We start from the raw sequence: 17,631 nt of genomic DNA, 5'->3' as shown, positions 1-17,631 counted from the left end.
GAATTCGTATCAGGGTCATCACCTTATCCGACGAGCCTCCGCTACACGGCTCTGTCGGATTTGCTGGCGCAGGAATACTATGCGCGCCATGCAAATACCCTCGGATCACCCGCTGCTGTTACGTATCGTCGACGACCTGGCTGAACGCGGCTGGTCGCAGCAGAATATTTTCCTGCCTCTGGGGCTGACCCAGGAACTGGCGGCTGAGTGCCGTAAACGTGCGGCCGAGGGAGAACTGGCGCCAGCGGCAGTGGGACGCGGGCCTTTCTCGGAGATTCGCGAAGGCATTCGCGGCGATCATATTCAGTGGCTTGAGCCCGGGCAGGTCGACGCCTGTGACCGCTATCTGGGGTTGATGGACAGTCTGCGCGAGGCAATGAACCGTGGGTTGTTTCTCGGGCTTGAGGATTTCGAAAGCCATTTCGCGCTGTACCCGCCGGGTGCGTTTTACCTCAAGCACGTTGACCGCTTTCGTGACGACGACCGGCGCATGGTTTCGGCGGTAATCTACCTCAACGACGCCTGGCTGCCGGAGCATGGCGGCCAGTTGCGGATGTACCTGGAGGAGGGCAGAGAGCACGATGTGGTGCCCACCGGCGGTTGCCTGGTGGTGTTCCTGTCGGGCGAAGTACCCCATGAAGTCCTGCCCGCGACCCGCGAGCGCCTGTCATTGACGGGCTGGTTTCGCCGGCGCGGCAACGAGCCGTTCTGATCATGCAGAAAATTCTGGTGAGTCGTTGTCTGCTGGGCCACCGCGTACGTTACGACGGCGGGGCCAGTGGGCCGTTCAATCAACTGGAACAGTGGATCGCCGAAGGTCGGGTGATTCCCTTGTGCCCGGAAGTCGCCGGCGGTTTGCCAACGCCTCGGGCAGCGGCGGAAATTCCTGGCGGGCAGGGCGTTCAGGTGCTCGACGGTACTGCGCGAGTGATAACGACCGAGGGCGAGGACGTCAGCGCCGAGTTTCTCTCGGGCGCCCATCAGGCATTGCAACTGGTGCAAAAACACGCCATCCGCATCGCCGTGCTCAAGGCCAATAGCCCGTCCTGCGGCAACCTGCTGACCTATGACGGGACCTTCAGCGGGGTCAAGGTCAGCGGCGAGGGCGTCACCGCGGCCTTGTTGACCCGCAATGGGGTGCAGGTGTTCAGCGAACTGGAGTTGGCTGAGGCTGCGCTCGCGTTGGCCCAACTCATCCAACAGTCTTCACATAACTAATGTGGGAGCGAGCTTGCTCGCGATGAGGGCATCACATTCAACAATGATGTTGACTGTCAGGCCGCTATCGCGAGCAAGCTCGCTCCCACATTGGATCTCCATTGGATTACTGTTTCGGCGGCTGGCTCGCGTCCATGCCGAACCACTTCTCCGACAGCGCCATCAATCGGCCGTCTGCCTTGATCCGTTGCAGGGCCCGGTCGAGGCTGGCCTGGAACGCCGGATTACCCTTCTGAAACGGAATCGCCAGGCTCAGGGTCGGGCCGACCTTGGCACCTTCTTTCACCGGTAGACGACTGTCGCGGGGGGCGTAGGGAATCAGCAAGCGATCGCTGAAGGCTGCGTCGAGCTGTTTGCCCGCCACATCCTTGAGCGCCAGCAAAGTGCCGAGCGGGCGTTGTTCTTCCTGGCGCACGATCAATTGTGCGCTTGAATAACTATAAGGCTCGCTGAAGTCGAAACGATCCTTGAGCTCCGGGGTCAGTGCTATGTGGTTGATGGCGACGTCGTACTTGCCGCTCTCGACCCCCGGCAGCAGATCGGTTGAATCGGTGACAACGAAGTCGGCGCGCACATCCAGCTCAACGGCCAGCAGTTGGCCCAGTTCGACTTCGAAGCCGCTGAGCTTGCCGTCTTCCTTGAAATTGAACGGTGGTGTGTTGGCTTCAAGGGCAATGCGCAACTCGCCTCGGTCGTTTACATCATCGATCAGTTCAGCGTGAGCAAAAGGGCTCAAAAGGGGCAGTAAAAGTATCAGGCCAGGCAGAAAGCGCATGGTCACTCCTTGAATTCATTATGTGCGACGCGCTGTTTCGGTGCGCTTTGCTATGGTGTTGAGGAGCTTCGACAACGAATTGCGACGAAGTTGTCACAACCGTAAAGATTAAGTTCAAAACTGGAGAAAAGAATGAAAACCTTTATGTCACGTGCAGTTCTCGCCGGTCTGATGCTCAGCGCTTCGATGCTGGCGAGCGCCGCGGACGTCCCCCGCACCAAGGCCCCTGCGGGTGCGAAGGTGTATATCGTCTCTCCGGCGGACGGAGCGACCGTGGACAAAACCTTCAAGGTCAGATTCGCGGTTGAGGGCATTGCCCTGGCGCCAGCCGGTGACCAGACCGTACACACCGGGCACCACCACCTGCTGATCGACGTCGATAAATTGCCGGCCGAGAACATGCCGATCCCGGCGGACGCCAACCACTTGCATTTCGGCAAGGCCCAGACCGAAACCGAGGTGACCCTGACGCCGGGCAAGCACACCTTGCAACTGGAGCTGGGCGACAAGAACCACGTGCCGTTCGACGCGCCGATTGTCTCGAAAAAAATCACCGTGACGGTGAAATAAAGGCAGCGCCAACAAAAAGGGAGACCCGCGGGTCTCCCTTTTCATTGGCTTCAAGCTTCAAGCTATCAGCTTCAAGCAACAGCCAGACCTCGACTTGCCGCTTGAAGCTTAAAGCTTGTAGCTGCCCTTAAAACAACACACGGCAACGAATGGTGCCGTTGATGTGCTGCAGCTTCTCTTGCGCCAGGTCCGAGTATTCGGCGTCGACGTCGATCACGACGTAGCCGACTTTCTCGTTGGTCTGCAGGAACTGACCGGAAATGTTGATACCGTTTTCGGCGAAAACCTTGTTGATCTCGCTCATCACACCCGGAATGTTTTCGTGGATGTGCAGCAAACGGTGCTTGCCAGGGTGAGCCGGCAGGGCCACTTCCGGGAAGTTGACCGAGGACACCGACGTACCGTTGTCGCTGTACTTGACCAGCTTCTCAGCCACTTCCAGGCCGATGTTGGCTTGCGCTTCAGCGGTGGAGCCGCCGATGTGCGGGGTCAGGATCACGTTGTCCAGGCCACGCAGCGGGCTTGCGAACTCTTCGTCGTTGGAGCGTGGCTCCACCGGGAATACGTCGATGGCCGCGCCGATCAGGTGCTTGTCCTTGATCGCGTCCGCCAGGGCGTCCAGCTCGACCACGGTGCCGCGAGCAGCGTTGATCAGGATTCCGCCCTTCTTGATGGCGCGGATTTCTTTCTCGCCGATCATCCACTGGGTGGCAGCGGTTTCCGGTACGTGCAGGGTCACGATGTCGGACATGCCCAGCAGCTCGTGCAGGTTGCCGACCTGGGTGGCGTTACCCAGAGGCAGCTTGGTCACGGTGTCGTAGAAGTACACCTGCATGCCCAGGCCTTCAGCCAGGACCGACAGTTGAGTGCCGATCGAGCCGTAACCGACGATACCCAGCTTCTTGCCGCGGATTTCGAAGGAGTTGGCCGCGCTTTTGATCCAGCCGCCACGGTGGCAGGAAGCGTTCTTCTCAGGGATGCCGCGCAGCAACAGGATCGCTTCGGCCAGCACCAGCTCGGCCACCGAACGGGTGTTGGAGTACGGTGCGTTGAAGACCGCGATGCCGCGTTCGCGAGCAGCGTTGAGGTCGACCTGGTTGGTGCCGATGCAGAAACAGCCGACAGCCACCAGTTTCTTCGCGTGATCGAAGATTTCTTCGGTCAGTTGAGTGCGGGAGCGAATGCCGATGAAGTGAGCATCAGCGATCTTTTCCTTCAGCTGGGCTTCCGGCAGAGAACCCGTCAGGTACTCGATGCTGGTGTAGCCCGCCGCCTTGAGGACGTCGACAGCCGATTGGTGGACGCCTTCGAGAAGAAGGAACTTGATCTTGCTCTTATCGAGAGAAGTCTTGCTCATCTGCGTAAACCTGTGTCCCGGAGAAAAATGGCAGGGAAGTGGCCAGCAGACGCTGACCCGAGCGGCAGGAAAGCCGTCGCCGCAGAACAGCCTTTGGGCACTATCCTGCGGGGGCGGTATGCTAGCATATGCACCCCGCAAACACTCATTCCTGCGACGTGAAGCGTACTCAGGATGACCATGAATTGTTCGAGAGTTCTGTCGATGACCAATCCCGCCCTGATTGAAGAGCTGAAGACCCTGGTTGAGCCTGGCAAGGTGCTGACCGATGCCGACTCCCTGAATGCTTACGGTAAGGATTGGACCAAGCATTTCGCCCCGGCCCCGACGGCCATCGTGTTCCCCAAGACCACCGAACAGGTCCAGGCCATCGTCCGTTGGGCGAATGAGCACAAGATTGCGCTGGTGCCGTCCGGCGGACGCACCGGGCTGTCCGCTGCTGCCGTGGCGGCCAATGGCGAAGTGGTCGTTTCCTTCGACTATATGAACCAGATCCTCGACGTGAACCTGACCGACCGTACTGCGGTCTGCCAGCCGGGCGTGGTCACTGAACAACTGCAAAATCGCGCCGAAGAGCACGGCCTGTACTACCCGGTGGACTTCGCTTCTGCCGGTTCGAGCCAGATCGGCGGCAATATCGGCACCAATGCCGGCGGGATCAAGGTGATTCGCTACGGCATGACCCGTAACTGGGTCGCCGGCATGAAAGTCGTGACCGGCAAGGGCGACCTGCTGGAACTGAACCGCGACCTGATCAAGAACGCTACCGGTTACGACCTCCGTCAGCTATTCATCGGCGCCGAAGGCACCCTGGGTTTTGTGGTCGAAGCGACCATGCGCCTTGATCGCGCCCCGAAAAACCTCACCGCGATGGTCCTCGGCACCGCCGATTTCGACTCGATCATGCCGGTGTTGCACGCGTTCCAGAGCAAGCTCGACCTGACGGCGTTCGAATTTTTCTCCGACAAGGCCCTGGCCAAAGTCCTCGCGCGCGGCGACGTGCCGGCGCCGTTCGAATCCGATTGCCCGTTCTACGCGCTGCTGGAATTCGAAGCGACCACCGAGGAAGTGGCCAACCACGCCCTGGAAACCTTCGAACACTGCGTCGAAGAGGGCTGGGTGCTGGACGGCGTGATGAGCCAGAGCGAATCGCAGCTGCAAAACCTCTGGAAGCTGCGTGAATACATCTCCGAAACGATTTCCCACTGGACGCCGTACAAGAACGACATTTCGGTCACTGTGTCGAAAGTGCCGGCATTCCTGAAGGAAATCGACGCGATCGTCGGTGAACACTACCCGGATTTCGAAATCGTCTGGTTCGGCCACATCGGCGACGGCAACCTGCACTTGAACATCCTCAAGCCAGAAAACCTCAGCAAGGACGAGTTCTTCGCCAAGTGCGCGACCGTCAACAAGTGGGTGTTCGAAACCGTCGAGAAGTACAACGGCTCGATCTCCGCCGAGCACGGCGTGGGCATGACCAAGCGTGATTACTTGACCTACAGCCGTTCCCCGGTTGAGATCGAGTACATGAAAGCCGTCAAAGCGGTGTTTGACCCGAATGGCATCATGAATCCGGGCAAGATCTTCGCTGTTTGAAGCCGCTGTACCTGATGAATCAATAAGGAAGGAGTCGGTAATGAGCTATCAGCACCAGTATGTCGACGGTACGCGTATTCATTTCCCGGTCGGGAAAGTGGTGTGCATCGGGCGTAACTACGCCGAACACGCCAAGGAGCTGGATAACCCGGTGCCGACCGAGCCGCTGTTGTTCATCAAGCCGGGCAGTTGCGTGGTGCCGCTGGAAGGTGGTTTTGCGATTCCGACCGAGCGTGGCTCGGTGCACTACGAGGCGGAAATCTCGGTGTTGATCGGCAAGCCGTTGTCAACCAAACCGAGCCGCGAAGAAGTGTTGGACGCGATCTCAGGGTTTGCACCGGGGCTGGACCTGACCTTGCGCGACAAGCAGGCCGAGCTGAAATCCAAAGGTCTGCCATGGGAAATCGCCAAGTCGTTCGACGGTGCCTGCGTGTTGGCGCCGTTCGTGGTCAGCAGCACCTTCGCGGACCTGACCGACATCGGTATCCGCCTGACCATCAACGGTGAAGTTCGCCAGGACGGCAACAGCAGCGCGATGCTCAACCCGATCGTGCCGATGATCCAGCACATGGCGGGCTGCTTCTCGCTGCAAGCCGGTGACGTGATCATGACCGGCACCCCGGTCGGCGTTGGTCCGTTGAACGTGGGCGATGAACTGGTGCTGGAACTGCCGGGCGCCGGCAGCTTCAAGAGCAGTGTTCGCTAAACCGCAAAACCGAGTCCTGATCGTGCTCTTCGCTACCGTCGTGGCGCTGGGCGCGGCTGGGCAGCATTATCGTTTGTTCGAGCGCGGCTGGTTCAACCTGCAAGCCTGGTTGCATCCGGCCGACGGTCAGTCCATCGCGCTCGATGATTACCAGGTGGTCGTCGAGGCGAAGGTCATCGAAGGGCTGGTCGCTGACGTTTCGGCGCTGACCTTTGATCCGGTGCGCAAAAGCCTGTTCACCGTGACCAACAAAAACGCCGAGCTGATCGAGCTCTCCCTCGACGGGCGAATCCTGCGCCGTGTGAAGTTGATCGGCTTTGGCGACCCGGAGGCGGTGGAGTTCATCAGCGCCGACACCTATGTGATCGCCGATGAGTACCAGCAGCGCCTGATCAAGATTCATCTGAAGGATGAAACGACGTTTCTGGATGCCGCGGATGCCGAACAGATGACCCTAGGCGTGCACATGGGCACCAATAAAGGTTTTGAAGGCCTGGCCTATGATTCGGTGGGCAAGCGGCTGTTCGTCGCCAAGGAGCGCGACCCGATGCTGATCTATGAAGTGCAGGGTTTCCCGCATTACAACCCGGAGAAGTCCTACGCGGTGCACGTGGTCAACAACCCCAAGCGCGATGCCGGGCTGTTCGTGCGCGACCTGTCGAGCCTGCAATATGACGAACGCAGCGGCCATTTACTGGCGCTGTCGGATGAGTCGCATCTGGTGCTGGAACTGGATATCGACGGCCGGCCGTTGAGCACGATGTCGCTGAATGAGGGGCGTCAGGGGTTAGAAAAGACCGTGCCGCAAGCTGAAGGTATCGCCATGGACCACAGTGGCACGCTGTACCTGGTCAGCGAGCCCAACCTGTTTTACGTCTTCAAGAAACCACCACAACCCTAGCTAACACCGCAGAACAACTGTGGGAGCGAGCTTGCTCGCGATGCGGTCATAACATTCAACATCCATGTTGACTGTTACACCGCTATCGCGAGCAAGCTCGCTCCCACAGGAGGCATCACAATAATGTGTTCGCCTTACTCGGCGCGCAGGGTCTTCACGCCTTCGCTCGTGCCCAGCAGCAGCAAGTCTGCCGGACGGGCAGCGAACAGGCCGTTGGTGACCACGCCGACGATGGCGTTGATTTGGGTCTCAAGCTCGACAGGATTGGTGATCTGCATGTTGAACACGTCGAGGATGATGTTGCCGTTGTCGGTCAACACGCCTTCGCGGTAAACCGGATCGCCGCCGAGTTTCACCAGCTCGCGGGCCACGTGGCTGCGGGCCATCGGAATCACTTCGACCGGCAGCGGGAACGCGCCCAGGACCGGTACCAGTTTGCTGGCGTCGGCGATGCAGATGAAGGTCTTGGCCACGGCCGCAACGATCTTCTCGCGGGTCAGGGCGGCGCCGCCACCCTTGATCAGGTTCAGGTGTTCGTCGCTTTCATCGGCGCCATCGACGTAGAACTCCAGGTCGCTGACGGTGTTGAGCTCATAAACCGGAATGCCGTGGCCCTTGAGGCGCGCGGCGGTGGCTTCGGAGCTGGCAACCGCGCCGTCGAAGGCACCCTTGTGCAGGGCCAGCGCATCGATGAAGCAGTTGGCGGTGGAGCCGGTGCCGACCCCGACGATGCTCTTGTCGTCGAGTTTTGGAAGGATGAAATCGACGGCGGCCTGAGCCACTGCCTGTTTGAGTTGATCCTGGGTCATGCGGGCTCCGAGGTGCCAAAGGGGAACGAAAGGCCCGCATTATAGCCCCATGCCTGGCTAAATCCTCTGGATTCGTGTGGTCGTCCGAGCGAAAGCCGGGTTAGACTCCTTGGCCCTGCCCAACCCGCTCAGTGATGCTTTCCGATGCTCGAACAGTACGTCAAAAAGATCCTCACCTCGCGCGTTTATGACGTTGCCATAGAAACCCCATTGCAGACTGCTCGCCAGCTCTCCGAGCGGCTGGGCAACAGGATTTGGCTCAAGCGCGAAGACTTGCAGCCAGTGTTCTCGTTCAAGATTCGCGGCGCTTACAACAAGCTGACCCAATTGAGCGATGAAGAGCGCGCCCGTGGCGTGGTCACCGCCTCCGCAGGTAACCATGCGCAGGGTCTGGCGTTGGCGGCCAAGGTGTTGGGCGTGAAAGCGACCATCGTCATGCCCAAGACCACCCCCGAGATCAAGGTCGAAGGCGTGCGTTCACGCGGCGGCAAAGTGGTGCTGCACGGTGATTCTTTCCCGGAAGCCCTGGCCTACTCGCTGAAACTGGTCGACGAAAAGGGCTACGTCTACATCCATCCTTACGATGATCCGCACACCATTGCCGGGCAGGGCACCGTGGCGATGGAGATACTGCGCCAGCACCCGGGCCCGCTCGACGCGATTTTCGTTCCGGTGGGCGGTGGCGGCCTGATCGCCGGGATTGCGGCATACGTGAAGTACCTGCGGCCCGAGATCAAGATCATCGGCGTTGAGCCGGACGACTCCAACTGCCTGCAAATGGCCATGGCGGCCGGCGAGCGCGTGGTGCTGCCGACCGTGGGGATCTTTGCCGATGGCGTGGCGGTGGCGCAGATCGGCCAGCACACCTTCGAGATCTGCAAAGACTACGTCGATGAAGTGATCACCGTCAGCACCGACGAAATCTGCGCGGCGATCAAGGATATCTACGACGACACTCGCTCGATCACTGAACCTGCCGGCGCCCTGGGCGTGGCCGGGATCAAGAAGTACGTCGAGTTGCGCGGCGTAACCGGGCAGACTCTGGTGGCCATCGACTCCGGCGCCAACGTCAACTTTGACCGCCTGCGCCACGTCGCCGAGCGCGCCGAGCTGGGTGAAGGCCGTGAAGCGATCATCGCCGTGACCATCCCGGAGAAACCGGGCAGTTTCAAGGCGTTCTGCGAAGCCATCGGCAAGCGCCAGATCACCGAATTCAACTACCGCTACAACACCGGCAGCGAAGCGCACATTTTTGTCGGCGTGCAGACGCACCCGGAAAACGATCCACGCAGCGCGCTGGTCGCCAGTCTGACCGAGCAGGGCTTCCCGGTGCTTGACCTGACCGACAACGAACTGGCCAAGTTGCACATTCGCCACATGGTTGGCGGTCGTGCGGCACATGTCGTCGATGAAGTGGTATTGCGCTTCGAGTTCCCGGAGCGTCCGGGCGCACTGTTCAACTTCCTCCACAAGCTCGGCGGACGCTGGAACATCTCGATGTTCCACTACCGCAACCACGGCGCGGCCGATGGTCGGGTGGTCGCCGGTCTGCAAGTGCCGCACGAAGAGCGTCATCTGGTGCCAGCAGCGCTGGCAGAAATCGGCTACCCGTATTGGGATGAGAGCGACAACCCGGCGTATAAGCTGTTCCTCGGCTGAGCGTCTACGCTGATGGGCAATCCATAAGGAAATCGAACAATGGAAACGTTAACCGCCCTGAAAATTGCACATGTCCTGGCGACCGTACTGTTGCTGGTCGGTGCGTTGGGGCTGGCAATCTGGGTCTGGCGCGCTCGCCGTAACGGTGACGTGACGGCACACGCGCGCACGTTGCAGCGGCCGTGGGTGTTTGTCTGGTTGGTGATGGGCCTGGCATTGCTGAGCATGCCGTTCACGGGATGGTGGATGGTACATCTGGTGGGCTGGCCGCTGGGGCAGATCTGGATTCTGGGCTCCAGCCTGATCTACACCGTCGGCGCGCTGGCGGTGTTCTGGCTGCTGGTGCGGCTTAACAAGCTGCGCGTGGCGCCGGGGGGCAGTGGCAAGTTTACGTTTGCCTTGGCGTTGTTCAGTTTTGTCTGCTTTATCGCGATTGCCGGGTTGATGGGCGCCAAACCGGTTTAAGGCCTGATACCGGGTTGGCCCCATCGCGAGCAAGCTCGCTCCCACACTGGGTCTGTGCAGGTCCACGATTCTGTGATCAACACAAAACCCTGTGGGAGCGAGCTTGCTCGCGATGGCGTATTCAGTCGCGCAATGACATTACCGGCCAGCCACGCTTCTCGGCCTCGGCCCGCAAATTCGGGTCCGGGTCCACGGCCACCGGGTTTGCCACTTCCTCCAGCAACGCCAGATCGTTCATCGAATCGCTATAGAAATAGCTGTCTTCGAGCGACATGCCGGTCTCTTCCAGCCAGCGATTCAAGCGCGTCACCTTGCCTTCACGGAAGCACGGCACGTCGGTGCTGCGTCCGGTGTAGCGACCGTCGATCATTTCGCATTCAGTGGCAATCAGGGTTTCGACGCCCAGACGCTGGGCAATCGGACCTGTGACGAAACGGTTGGTGGCGGTGATGATCACCAGCTTGTCGCCGGCCGCCCGGTGCTTGGCCAGCAGTTCGAGGCCCTTGGGCAATATGATCGGTTCGATGCAGTCGCGCATGTAGTTGCGGTGCCATTCGTCGAGCACGGCCATCTCGGTACGACCGAGCACTTCCAGGCAAAAATTCAGGTACGCGGCGTTGTCCAGCTTGCCGGCCAGGTAGTCCTGGTAGAACTCGTCGTTGCGCGTTTTGTAGGCGACGGCGTCGAGGAAGCCGCGTTCGCACAGGTAATCCCCCCACGCGTGATCGCTGTCGCCGCCCAAAAGTGTGTTGTCCAAGTCGAATAAAGCCAGACGCATTGCAGTTACTCGCTGATAAGTCTGTAAAAAGGCGTCCAGAATACGGTCTTTTCACAAGAGTGCACATAACGTAGGAAGCTTCGTTGCCGCCTTCACAACCTTTGTGGAACAATGCGGCGACATGCGTTTGCGAGGTTGTTGCCGTGATCGACCCCGATGGTTTCCGCCCCAATGTCGGGATCATTCTCACGAATGATGCTGGCCAGGTGCTATGGGCTCGCCGTATCAATCAAGATGCCTGGCAGTTTCCTCAAGGTGGTATCAACCCTCAGGAGACGCCGGAAGACGCCTTGTACCGCGAGTTGAACGAAGAAGTGGGGCTGGAGCGCGAAGATGTTGAAATTCTCGCCTGCACCCGGGGCTGGTTGCGCTATCGTTTGCCGCAACGCCTGGTCAGAACGCACAGCCAACCGCTGTGCATCGGCCAGAAACAGAAATGGTTTCTCCTGCGCCTGGTCTCTAACGAGCAGCGGGTGCGGATGGATTTGACCGGTAAACCGGAGTTCGATGGCTGGCGCTGGGTCAGTTATTGGTATCCGTTGGGCCAGGTGGTGACATTCAAGCGCGAAGTTTATCGCCGCGCTCTCAAAGAGCTTGCCCCGCGCCTTTTAGCGCGCGACTGACGACGGAGTTCGACCCCGAGCCATGCTCAATACGCTGCGCAAGATCGTCCAGGAAGTTAACTCCGCCAAGGATCTCAAGGCGGCGTTGGGGATTATTGTATTGCGCGTCAAAGAGGCCATGGGCAGCCAGGTCTGCTCGGTCTACCTGCTCGACCCCGAGACCAACCGCTTCGTGCTGATGGCCACCGAGGGCTTGAACAAGCGCTCGATCGGCAAGGTCAGCATGGCGCCCAACGAAGGTCTGGTTGGCCTGGTCGGCACGCGTGAAGAACCCCTTAACCTCGAAAACGCCGCGGATCACCCGCGCTATCGCTACTTCGCCGAAACCGGTGAAGAACGGTATGCCTCGTTCCTCGGCGCCCCGATCATTCACCACCGCCGCGTCGTCGGCGTGTTGGTCATCCAGCAAAAAGAACGTCGTCAGTTCGACGAGGGTGAAGAAGCCTTCCTGGTGACCATGAGCGCCCAGCTTGCGGGCGTTATCGCCCACGCCGAGGCCACCGGTTCAATCCGTGGTCTGGGGCGTCAGGGCAAAGGCATCCAGGAAGCCAAGTTCGTCGGCGTACCCGGTTCGCCCGGTGCGGCGGTCGGTACTGCGGTGGTCATGCTGCCGCCGGCCGATCTGGACGTGGTGCCTGACAAGACCATCACCGACATCGATGCCGAGCTGGGTCTGTTCAAGACCGCCATCGAAGGCGTGCGCGCCGACATGCGCGCGCTGTCCGCCAAGCTCGCCACGCAATTGCGGCCGGAAGAGCGGGCGCTGTTCGACGTCTACCTGATGATGCTCGACGACGCTTCGCTGGGCAGCGAAGTGACCACCGTGATCAAGACTGGCCAGTGGGCCCAGGGCGCGCTGCGTCAGGTGGTCACTGATCACGTCAACCGTTTCGAATTGATGGACGACGCCTACCTGCGTGAGCGCGCCTCGGACGTCAAAGACCTCGGTCGACGCCTGCTGGCTTACTTGCAGGAAGAACGTCAGCAGACCCTGGTCTACCCCGACAACACCATTCTGATCAGCGAAGAACTGACGCCGGCGATGCTCGGCGAGGTGCCGGAAGGCAAGCTGGTGGGGCTGGTGTCGGTACTCGGTTCCGGTAACTCCCACGTGGCGATTCTGGCGCGAGCCATGGGCATCCCGACGGTGATGGGCCTGGTCGATCTGCCGTATTCCAAGGTCGACGGCATCCAGATGATCGTCGACGGCTACCACGGCGAGGTCTACACCAACCCGAGCGACGTGCTGCGCAAGCAGTTCGCCGACGTGGTCGAAGAAGAGAAACAACTGGCGCTGGGGCTGGATGCGCTGCGTGATTTGCCGTGCGTGACCCTCGATGGTCACCGCATGCCGCTGTGGGTCAACACCGGCCTGCTGGCGGACGTGGCGCGGGCGCAGAAGCGCGGTGCCGAAGGCGTGGGTCTGTACCGCACCGAAGTGCCGTTCATGATCAATCAGCGCTTCCCGAGCGAAAAGGAGCAGCTGGCGATTTATCGCGAGCAACTCGCGGCCTTCCATCCGCAACCGGTGACCATGCGCAGCCTGGACATCGGCGGCGACAAGTCACTGTCGTACTTCCCGATCAAGGAAGACAACCCGTTCCTCGGCTGGCGCGGGATTCGCGTGACCCTCGACCACCCGGAAATCTTCCTGGTGCAGACCCGCGCCATGCTCAAGGCCAGTGAAGGCCTGAACAACCTGCGCATTCTGTTGCCGATGATCTCCGGTATCCATGAGCTGGAAGAAGCCCTGCACCTGATTCACCGCGCCTGGGGTGAAGTGCGCGACGAAGGCACCGACGTGCCGATGCCGCCGGTTGGCGTGATGATCGAGATTCCCGCAGCGGTGTACCAAACCAAGGAACTGGCGCGGCAGGTGGACTTCCTGTCGGTTGGCTCCAACGACCTGACCCAGTACCTGCTGGCCGTGGACCGTAACAACCCACGGGTTGCCGATCTCTACGACTATCTGCACCCGGCGGTGCTGCAAGCGCTGCAAAACGTGGTGCGTGACGCGCATGCCGAAGGCAAGCCAGTGAGTATCTGCGGTGAGATGGCCGGTGATCCGGCGGCAGCGGTGCTGTTGATGGCGATGGGTTTCGACAGCCTGTCGATGAACGCCACCAACTTGCCGAAAGTGAAGTGGATGCTGCGCCAGATCAACCTGAGTTGGGCCCGGGATCTGCTTGCCGAGCTGATGACCATCGACAACCCGCAAGTGATCCACAGCTCGCTGCAATTGGCGCTGAAGAACCTTGGGTTGGCGCGGATGATTAATCCGGCAGCGATCAAGCCCCTCTGAGCCTGTGGCGCACCCATCGCGAGCAAGCTCGCTCCCACAGTGGATTTGTGTAGGTTCACTATTTTGTGATCAACACAAAACCCTGTGGGAGCGAGCTTGCTCGCGATGAGGCCAGTGCCGACACCGCCTAATCCCTGACTTCCACTTCCCCCAAATGCCCGCCATACGGGCCGAAGCTGCGCTCGACTATCAGCCGCGTCCCGTCCGCCTGCACAATCAGCGCCGTACTCGCTCGCGTGCCATACGTGGGGCTGGCAATAAACACGCTCGACAACAAACTCTCGGTCGCCAGCCCAACGCCGGTATCCGGCAAATCGGCGAACGGTGCCGTTTGCGGGTCGCCTAAAAGGGCCAGCAAAGCCTGTGGCTGCGGATCAGTCAGTACTTCACTCAACGCCGCCTTGGCCTTGAGCACCTTCGGCCACGGCGTATCAAGCCCGGCATTCGACAGCCCATGGATCCCTGATTGCAGTTTGACCGGCCCAGGCTCGCGTGCGTTGTAGTGCCACAACTCATGACGATTACCGATCAGCAGGTTAAACCCGGCATATTCCAGCGATCTGTCGACAACGTCGGCCAAATATTCAGCAATGGGCAAATTACCGGTCAGAAATCGCGCTACCAGCTCGCCTCGCGATTTGCGTGCTGGCGGTTGGTGCGGGTTGCGGATGTTGGTCAATGCAGCGAAACGTCCGTCGGCGCCAATACCCAGCCAGGTGCCGCCGGCCTCCAGGTCGCGCCCGGCGTAAACCTGCGGCGCTTCGGGCCATTGCGCCAGCGGCAGGCTGGGGCGCGCATAGAACTCGTCACGGTTGGCCGCGACGATCAGCGGTTGGGCGTGACCCGGCCGCCAGGCGAAGACGATCAAGCACATGGGGTGATCCCTCTTGGCTTTTTTTGCCCACTCTACGCACAGATCCGGTGGGTATCCATCGCCATCCAGTGGAGCTTGAGACCATGCATCCGTTACCATGCCGCACTTATTTCGGGATGCGCTCATGGAATTTCTGCTCTATCTGGGGCTGGGCGCCTGTGCGGGTGTGCTGGCCGGGCTGTTCGGCGTGGGTGGCGGGATCATCATCGTCCCGGTACTGGTGTTCAGTTTCACCTTGCAAGGCTTCGATGTCTCGATCCTGACGCATCTGGCGGTCGGCACGTCGTTGGCGACGATCATCTTTACCTCGGTCAACGCAGTGCGCGAGCATCAGCGCCGCGGTGCCGTGCGTTGGCCGATCTTTGTCTGGATGACGCTTGGTATTCTGCTCGGCGCGGGTTTTGGCGCGCTGACGGCCGAAGCCATCTCGGGGCCGAACTTGCAGAAGATCATCGGCGTGTTCGCGTTGATCGTTGCCGTACAACTGGCGCTGGAGGTCAAACCCAAGGCCAGCCGAACGGTTCCCGGCAAGTTCGGTCTGACCCTGGCCGGCAGTGTGATCGGCTGGGCTTCGGCGATATTCGGGGTCGGCGGAGGCTCGCTGACGGTGCCGTTTCTGACCTGGCGCAGTGTGCCGATGCAGCAAGCGGTGGCCACGTCTTCGGCCTGCGGTCTGCCGATTGCGCTCGTCAGTGCATTAAGTTTCATGATTCTGGGCTGGCACGATCCACGTCTGCCGGCTCATAGTCTCGGGTTCATTTATTTACCGGCGCTGTTGGGGATCGCCCTGACCAGCATGGTCTTTGCCCGCATCGGTGCGCGACTGGCCCACAAGCTGTCGCCGCGTTTGCTGAAAAGACTGTTTGCCGCTTTGCTGTTTTGCGTGGGCCTGAGCTTTTTGCTTTGAGTTCTTTTTGCCAGGAACCGCTACGCAATCCTGGCTTAATCCCGGCGTGGCACGGTCGCGCCAGGAATTTTAGGTTTCAACTCTAACGAGGAGTCGCAATGCTGCCTTACCCGCAGATTGACCCGGTGGCCCTGGCCATCGGCCCGCTGAAAATCCACTGGTACGGCCTGATGTACCTGATCGGCATCGGCGGCGCCTGGATGCTGGCGTCGCGTCGATTGAACCGCTTCGACCCGACCTGGACCAAGGAGAAGCTCTCCGACATGATCTTCTGGATGTCGATGGGGGTGATTGTCGGCGGCAGGCTCGGGTATGTGCTGTTTTACGATCTGAGCGCCTACATCGCCAGCCCGACGCTGATTTTTGAAGTGTGGAAGGGTGGCATGTCGTTCCACGGCGGGTTTATCGGCGTGATGCTGGCGGCCCTGTGGTTCGGCAAAAAGAACGGCAAGTCGTTCTTCCAACTGATGGACTTCGTCGCACCGATGGTGCCGATCGGCCTGGGTGCCGGGCGTATCGGCAACTTCATCAACGCCGAGTTGTGGGGCAAGCCGACCGACTTGCCATGGGCGATGATTTTCCCGCCGTTCAGCGATCCGGCGCAGCTGCCGCGTCACCCGTCGCAGTTGTATCAGTTCGCCCTCGAAGGCGTGGCCTTGTTCGTCATTCTTTGGTTGTTCTCGCGCAAGCCGCGGCCGACCATGGCAGTGTCCGGGATGTTTGCGCTGTTCTACGGGATCTTCCGGTTTGTTGTCGAACTGGTGCGAGTGCCGGATGCGCAACTTGGCTACCTGGCGTTCGGCTGGGTGACGATGGGGCAGATTCTGTGCATCCCGATGATCATCGGCGGGCTGTTCCTGCTCTGGCTGGCGTACCACCGCGCGCCGGCAGCTCCCGTGACTCCGGCGTCTTAAGGCGCCGCGCTCTACATTCGGAACGCAGGGTCACGACCCTGCGTTCAAGGACACAGGTAATTCATGAAGCAATATCTCGATCTGGTCGCCCACGTCATCAAGAACGGCACCAAGCAAGCCAACCGTACCGGCGTGAACACCATCAGCTTTCCCGGCGCGATGCTGCGCTATGACCTGAAAGAAGGCTTCCCGGCGATCACCACCCGCAAGATGGCCTTCAAATCGGCCATCGGCGAGATGGTCGGTTTCCTGCGGGGCGTGAACAACGCCGCTGAATTCCGTGCGTTGGGCTGCAAGGTCTGGGACCAGAACGCCAACGAAAACGCCCAGTGGCTGGCCAACCCGTTCCGTCAGGGCGAAGACGACCTGGGCGAGATCTACGGTGTGCAATGGCGCAAATGGCCGGCGTACAAGCAGATCCCGGTCAGCAATCAGGCGGCTATCGAGCAGACGCTGAACCAGGGTTATCGGCAGATCGCCGAAGGCGAAGAAGACGGCCAGGCCTACGTGGTGCTGTACAAGGCGATCGACCAGATTCGCCAGTGCGTCGACACCATCATCAAGGACCCGGGCAGCCGCCGTATCCTGTTCCACGGCTGGAACTGCGCCCAGCTCGATGAAATGGCCTTGCCGCCATGCCATCTGCTGTATCAGTTCCACCCGAACGTCGAGACCAAAGAGATTTCCCTGACGCTCTACATCCGTTCCAACGATCTGGGGCTGGGCACGCCGTTCAACCTCACCGAAGGCGCCGCGCTGCTGAGCCTGATCGGTCGCCTGACCGGTTACACGCCGCGCTGGTTCACCTATTTTATCGGTGACGCCCACGTCTACGAAAACCACCTGGACATGCTCAACGAACAGCTCAAGCGCGAGCCGTTCCCGATGCCCAAACTGGTGATTTCCGAGCGTGTGCCTGAGTTCGCCAAGACGGGTGTGTACCAACCGGAGTGGCTGGAGCAGATCGAGCCGAGCGACTTCTCGCTGGAAGGTTACGAGCACCACGCGCCAATGACCGCGCCAATGGCGGTCTAAATACCTGCTGCCCCGCTGATCATTCCCAGGCTCGCGCGTGGGAACGGTCAGATACCTGCTACCCCGTAGATACTCTGTTTCCGGTCAAGCTTTCGCGAAGTGCTTTTCGCTGAAAAGCTTGGCCGTATCAAAATCCTCT

18 protein-coding genes are annotated in these 17,631 nt (G+C 60.2%); 13 read left to right on the top strand and 5 right to left on the bottom strand.

Features of this window, described 5'->3' with window-relative positions; translation table 11 throughout:
• Positions 1-79: 79 nt before the first annotated feature.
• Both AC1RKH_RS10090 and AC1RKH_RS10085 read left to right on the top strand, forming a co-directional pair.
• Positions 80-712, top strand: coding sequence for a 2OG-Fe(II) oxygenase (locus AC1RKH_RS10090; RefSeq protein ID WP_123426292.1), 633 nt, complete (start codon positions 80-82; stop codon positions 710-712).
• 2 nt (positions 713-714) lie between these two features.
• Entirely contained in the window at positions 715-1,218 is a 504-nt protein-coding gene (locus AC1RKH_RS10085; protein ID WP_123426293.1) for a 2-thiouracil desulfurase family protein, read from the top strand.
• 106 nt (positions 1,219-1,324) lie between these two features.
• Here AC1RKH_RS10085 and AC1RKH_RS10080 read toward each other — a convergent pair whose 3' ends face one another.
• Positions 1,325-1,993: a transporter substrate-binding domain-containing protein gene (locus AC1RKH_RS10080; protein ID WP_493062571.1), complete on the bottom strand. Its 669-nt coding sequence runs from the start codon at positions 1,991-1,993 to the stop codon at positions 1,325-1,327.
• 132 nt (positions 1,994-2,125) lie between these two features.
• On the opposite strand from AC1RKH_RS10080, the gene AC1RKH_RS10075 reads away from it, so the two are divergent.
• On the top strand, positions 2,126-2,563 hold the full coding sequence (locus tag AC1RKH_RS10075; RefSeq protein WP_493062570.1) for a DUF4399 domain-containing protein: 438 nt from the start codon (positions 2,126-2,128) through the stop codon (positions 2,561-2,563).
• A gap of 127 nt (positions 2,564-2,690) precedes the next feature.
• On the opposite strand, the gene serA is transcribed toward AC1RKH_RS10075, so the two are convergent.
• Positions 2,691-3,920: a phosphoglycerate dehydrogenase gene (serA, locus tag AC1RKH_RS10070; protein ID WP_401121734.1), complete on the bottom strand. Its 1,230-nt coding sequence runs from the start codon at positions 3,918-3,920 to the stop codon at positions 2,691-2,693.
• 204 nt (positions 3,921-4,124) lie between these two features.
• Between serA and AC1RKH_RS10065 the strand changes: the two genes are divergently transcribed.
• From AC1RKH_RS10065 to AC1RKH_RS10055, 3 genes are read left to right on the top strand one after another with little or no spacing between them, the layout of a single operon-like run.
• The gene (locus AC1RKH_RS10065) at positions 4,125-5,519 is read left to right on the top strand and encodes an FAD-binding oxidoreductase (protein WP_123581388.1); all 1,395 of its coding nucleotides are present in this window, start codon (positions 4,125-4,127) and stop codon (positions 5,517-5,519) included.
• A 40-nt stretch (positions 5,520-5,559) separates the two neighbouring features.
• Positions 5,560-6,225: a fumarylacetoacetate hydrolase family protein gene (locus AC1RKH_RS10060; RefSeq protein ID WP_493062569.1), complete on the top strand. Its 666-nt coding sequence runs from the start codon at positions 5,560-5,562 to the stop codon at positions 6,223-6,225.
• Positions 6,215-7,126, top strand: a complete 912-nt coding sequence (locus tag AC1RKH_RS10055) for an SdiA-regulated domain-containing protein (protein WP_493062568.1) — start codon at positions 6,215-6,217, stop codon at positions 7,124-7,126. The genes AC1RKH_RS10060 and AC1RKH_RS10055 overlap by 11 nt, the downstream gene beginning before the upstream one ends.
• A gap of 134 nt (positions 7,127-7,260) precedes the next feature.
• Here AC1RKH_RS10055 and rpiA read toward each other — a convergent pair whose 3' ends face one another.
• Positions 7,261-7,935, bottom strand: coding sequence for a ribose-5-phosphate isomerase RpiA (gene rpiA, locus AC1RKH_RS10050; RefSeq protein ID WP_123426300.1), 675 nt, complete (start codon positions 7,933-7,935; stop codon positions 7,261-7,263).
• Positions 7,936-8,079: 144 nt separating this feature from the next.
• On the opposite strand from rpiA, the gene ilvA reads away from it, so the two are divergent.
• Positions 8,080-9,594, top strand: coding sequence for a threonine ammonia-lyase, biosynthetic (gene ilvA / locus AC1RKH_RS10045; protein WP_493062567.1), 1,515 nt, complete (start codon positions 8,080-8,082; stop codon positions 9,592-9,594).
• A gap of 39 nt (positions 9,595-9,633) precedes the next feature.
• On the top strand, positions 9,634-10,059 hold the full coding sequence (locus tag AC1RKH_RS10040; RefSeq protein ID WP_493062566.1) for a DUF2269 family protein: 426 nt from the start codon (positions 9,634-9,636) through the stop codon (positions 10,057-10,059).
• Between the two features lie 121 nt (positions 10,060-10,180).
• Here AC1RKH_RS10040 and AC1RKH_RS10035 read toward each other — a convergent pair whose 3' ends face one another.
• Positions 10,181-10,837 carry a histidinol-phosphatase gene (locus AC1RKH_RS10035; RefSeq protein WP_493062565.1) on the bottom strand — a complete coding sequence of 219 codons (657 nt, stop codon included), beginning with the start codon at positions 10,835-10,837 and terminating at the stop codon, positions 10,181-10,183.
• Positions 10,838-10,980: 143 nt separating this feature from the next.
• Between AC1RKH_RS10035 and AC1RKH_RS10030 the strand changes: the two genes are divergently transcribed.
• Positions 10,981-11,460 carry an RNA pyrophosphohydrolase gene (locus AC1RKH_RS10030; protein ID WP_008064982.1) on the top strand — a complete coding sequence of 160 codons (480 nt, stop codon included), beginning with the start codon at positions 10,981-10,983 and terminating at the stop codon, positions 11,458-11,460.
• A gap of 22 nt (positions 11,461-11,482) precedes the next feature.
• The gene (gene ptsP, locus AC1RKH_RS10025; protein ID WP_123426304.1) at positions 11,483-13,762 is read left to right on the top strand and encodes a phosphoenolpyruvate--protein phosphotransferase; all 2,280 of its coding nucleotides are present in this window, start codon (positions 11,483-11,485) and stop codon (positions 13,760-13,762) included.
• 127 nt (positions 13,763-13,889) lie between these two features.
• Here the strand turns inward: ptsP and AC1RKH_RS10020 are convergent, their stop codons facing one another.
• On the bottom strand, positions 13,890-14,636 hold the full coding sequence (locus tag AC1RKH_RS10020; protein ID WP_493062564.1) for an NRDE family protein: 747 nt from the start codon (positions 14,634-14,636) through the stop codon (positions 13,890-13,892).
• A gap of 124 nt (positions 14,637-14,760) precedes the next feature.
• On the opposite strand from AC1RKH_RS10020, the gene AC1RKH_RS10015 reads away from it, so the two are divergent.
• From AC1RKH_RS10015 to AC1RKH_RS10005, 3 genes are all read left to right on the top strand, one after another.
• Complete coding sequence (locus AC1RKH_RS10015; protein ID WP_493062563.1) at positions 14,761-15,543, top strand: sulfite exporter TauE/SafE family protein; 783 nt, start codon at positions 14,761-14,763, stop codon at positions 15,541-15,543.
• 98 nt (positions 15,544-15,641) lie between these two features.
• Complete coding sequence (gene lgt / locus AC1RKH_RS10010; RefSeq protein ID WP_123426307.1) at positions 15,642-16,457, top strand: prolipoprotein diacylglyceryl transferase; 816 nt, start codon at positions 15,642-15,644, stop codon at positions 16,455-16,457.
• A 63-nt stretch (positions 16,458-16,520) separates the two neighbouring features.
• On the top strand, positions 16,521-17,492 hold the full coding sequence (locus tag AC1RKH_RS10005) for a thymidylate synthase (protein WP_493062562.1): 972 nt from the start codon (positions 16,521-16,523) through the stop codon (positions 17,490-17,492).
• Positions 17,493-17,631: the final 139 nt, after the last annotated feature.

This window comes from Pseudomonas sp. GW822-FHT06B12, assembly GCF_058799675.1.
Note: the sequence above shows the minus strand (reverse complement) of the source record. Positions and strands in the feature narration are given on the sequence as shown.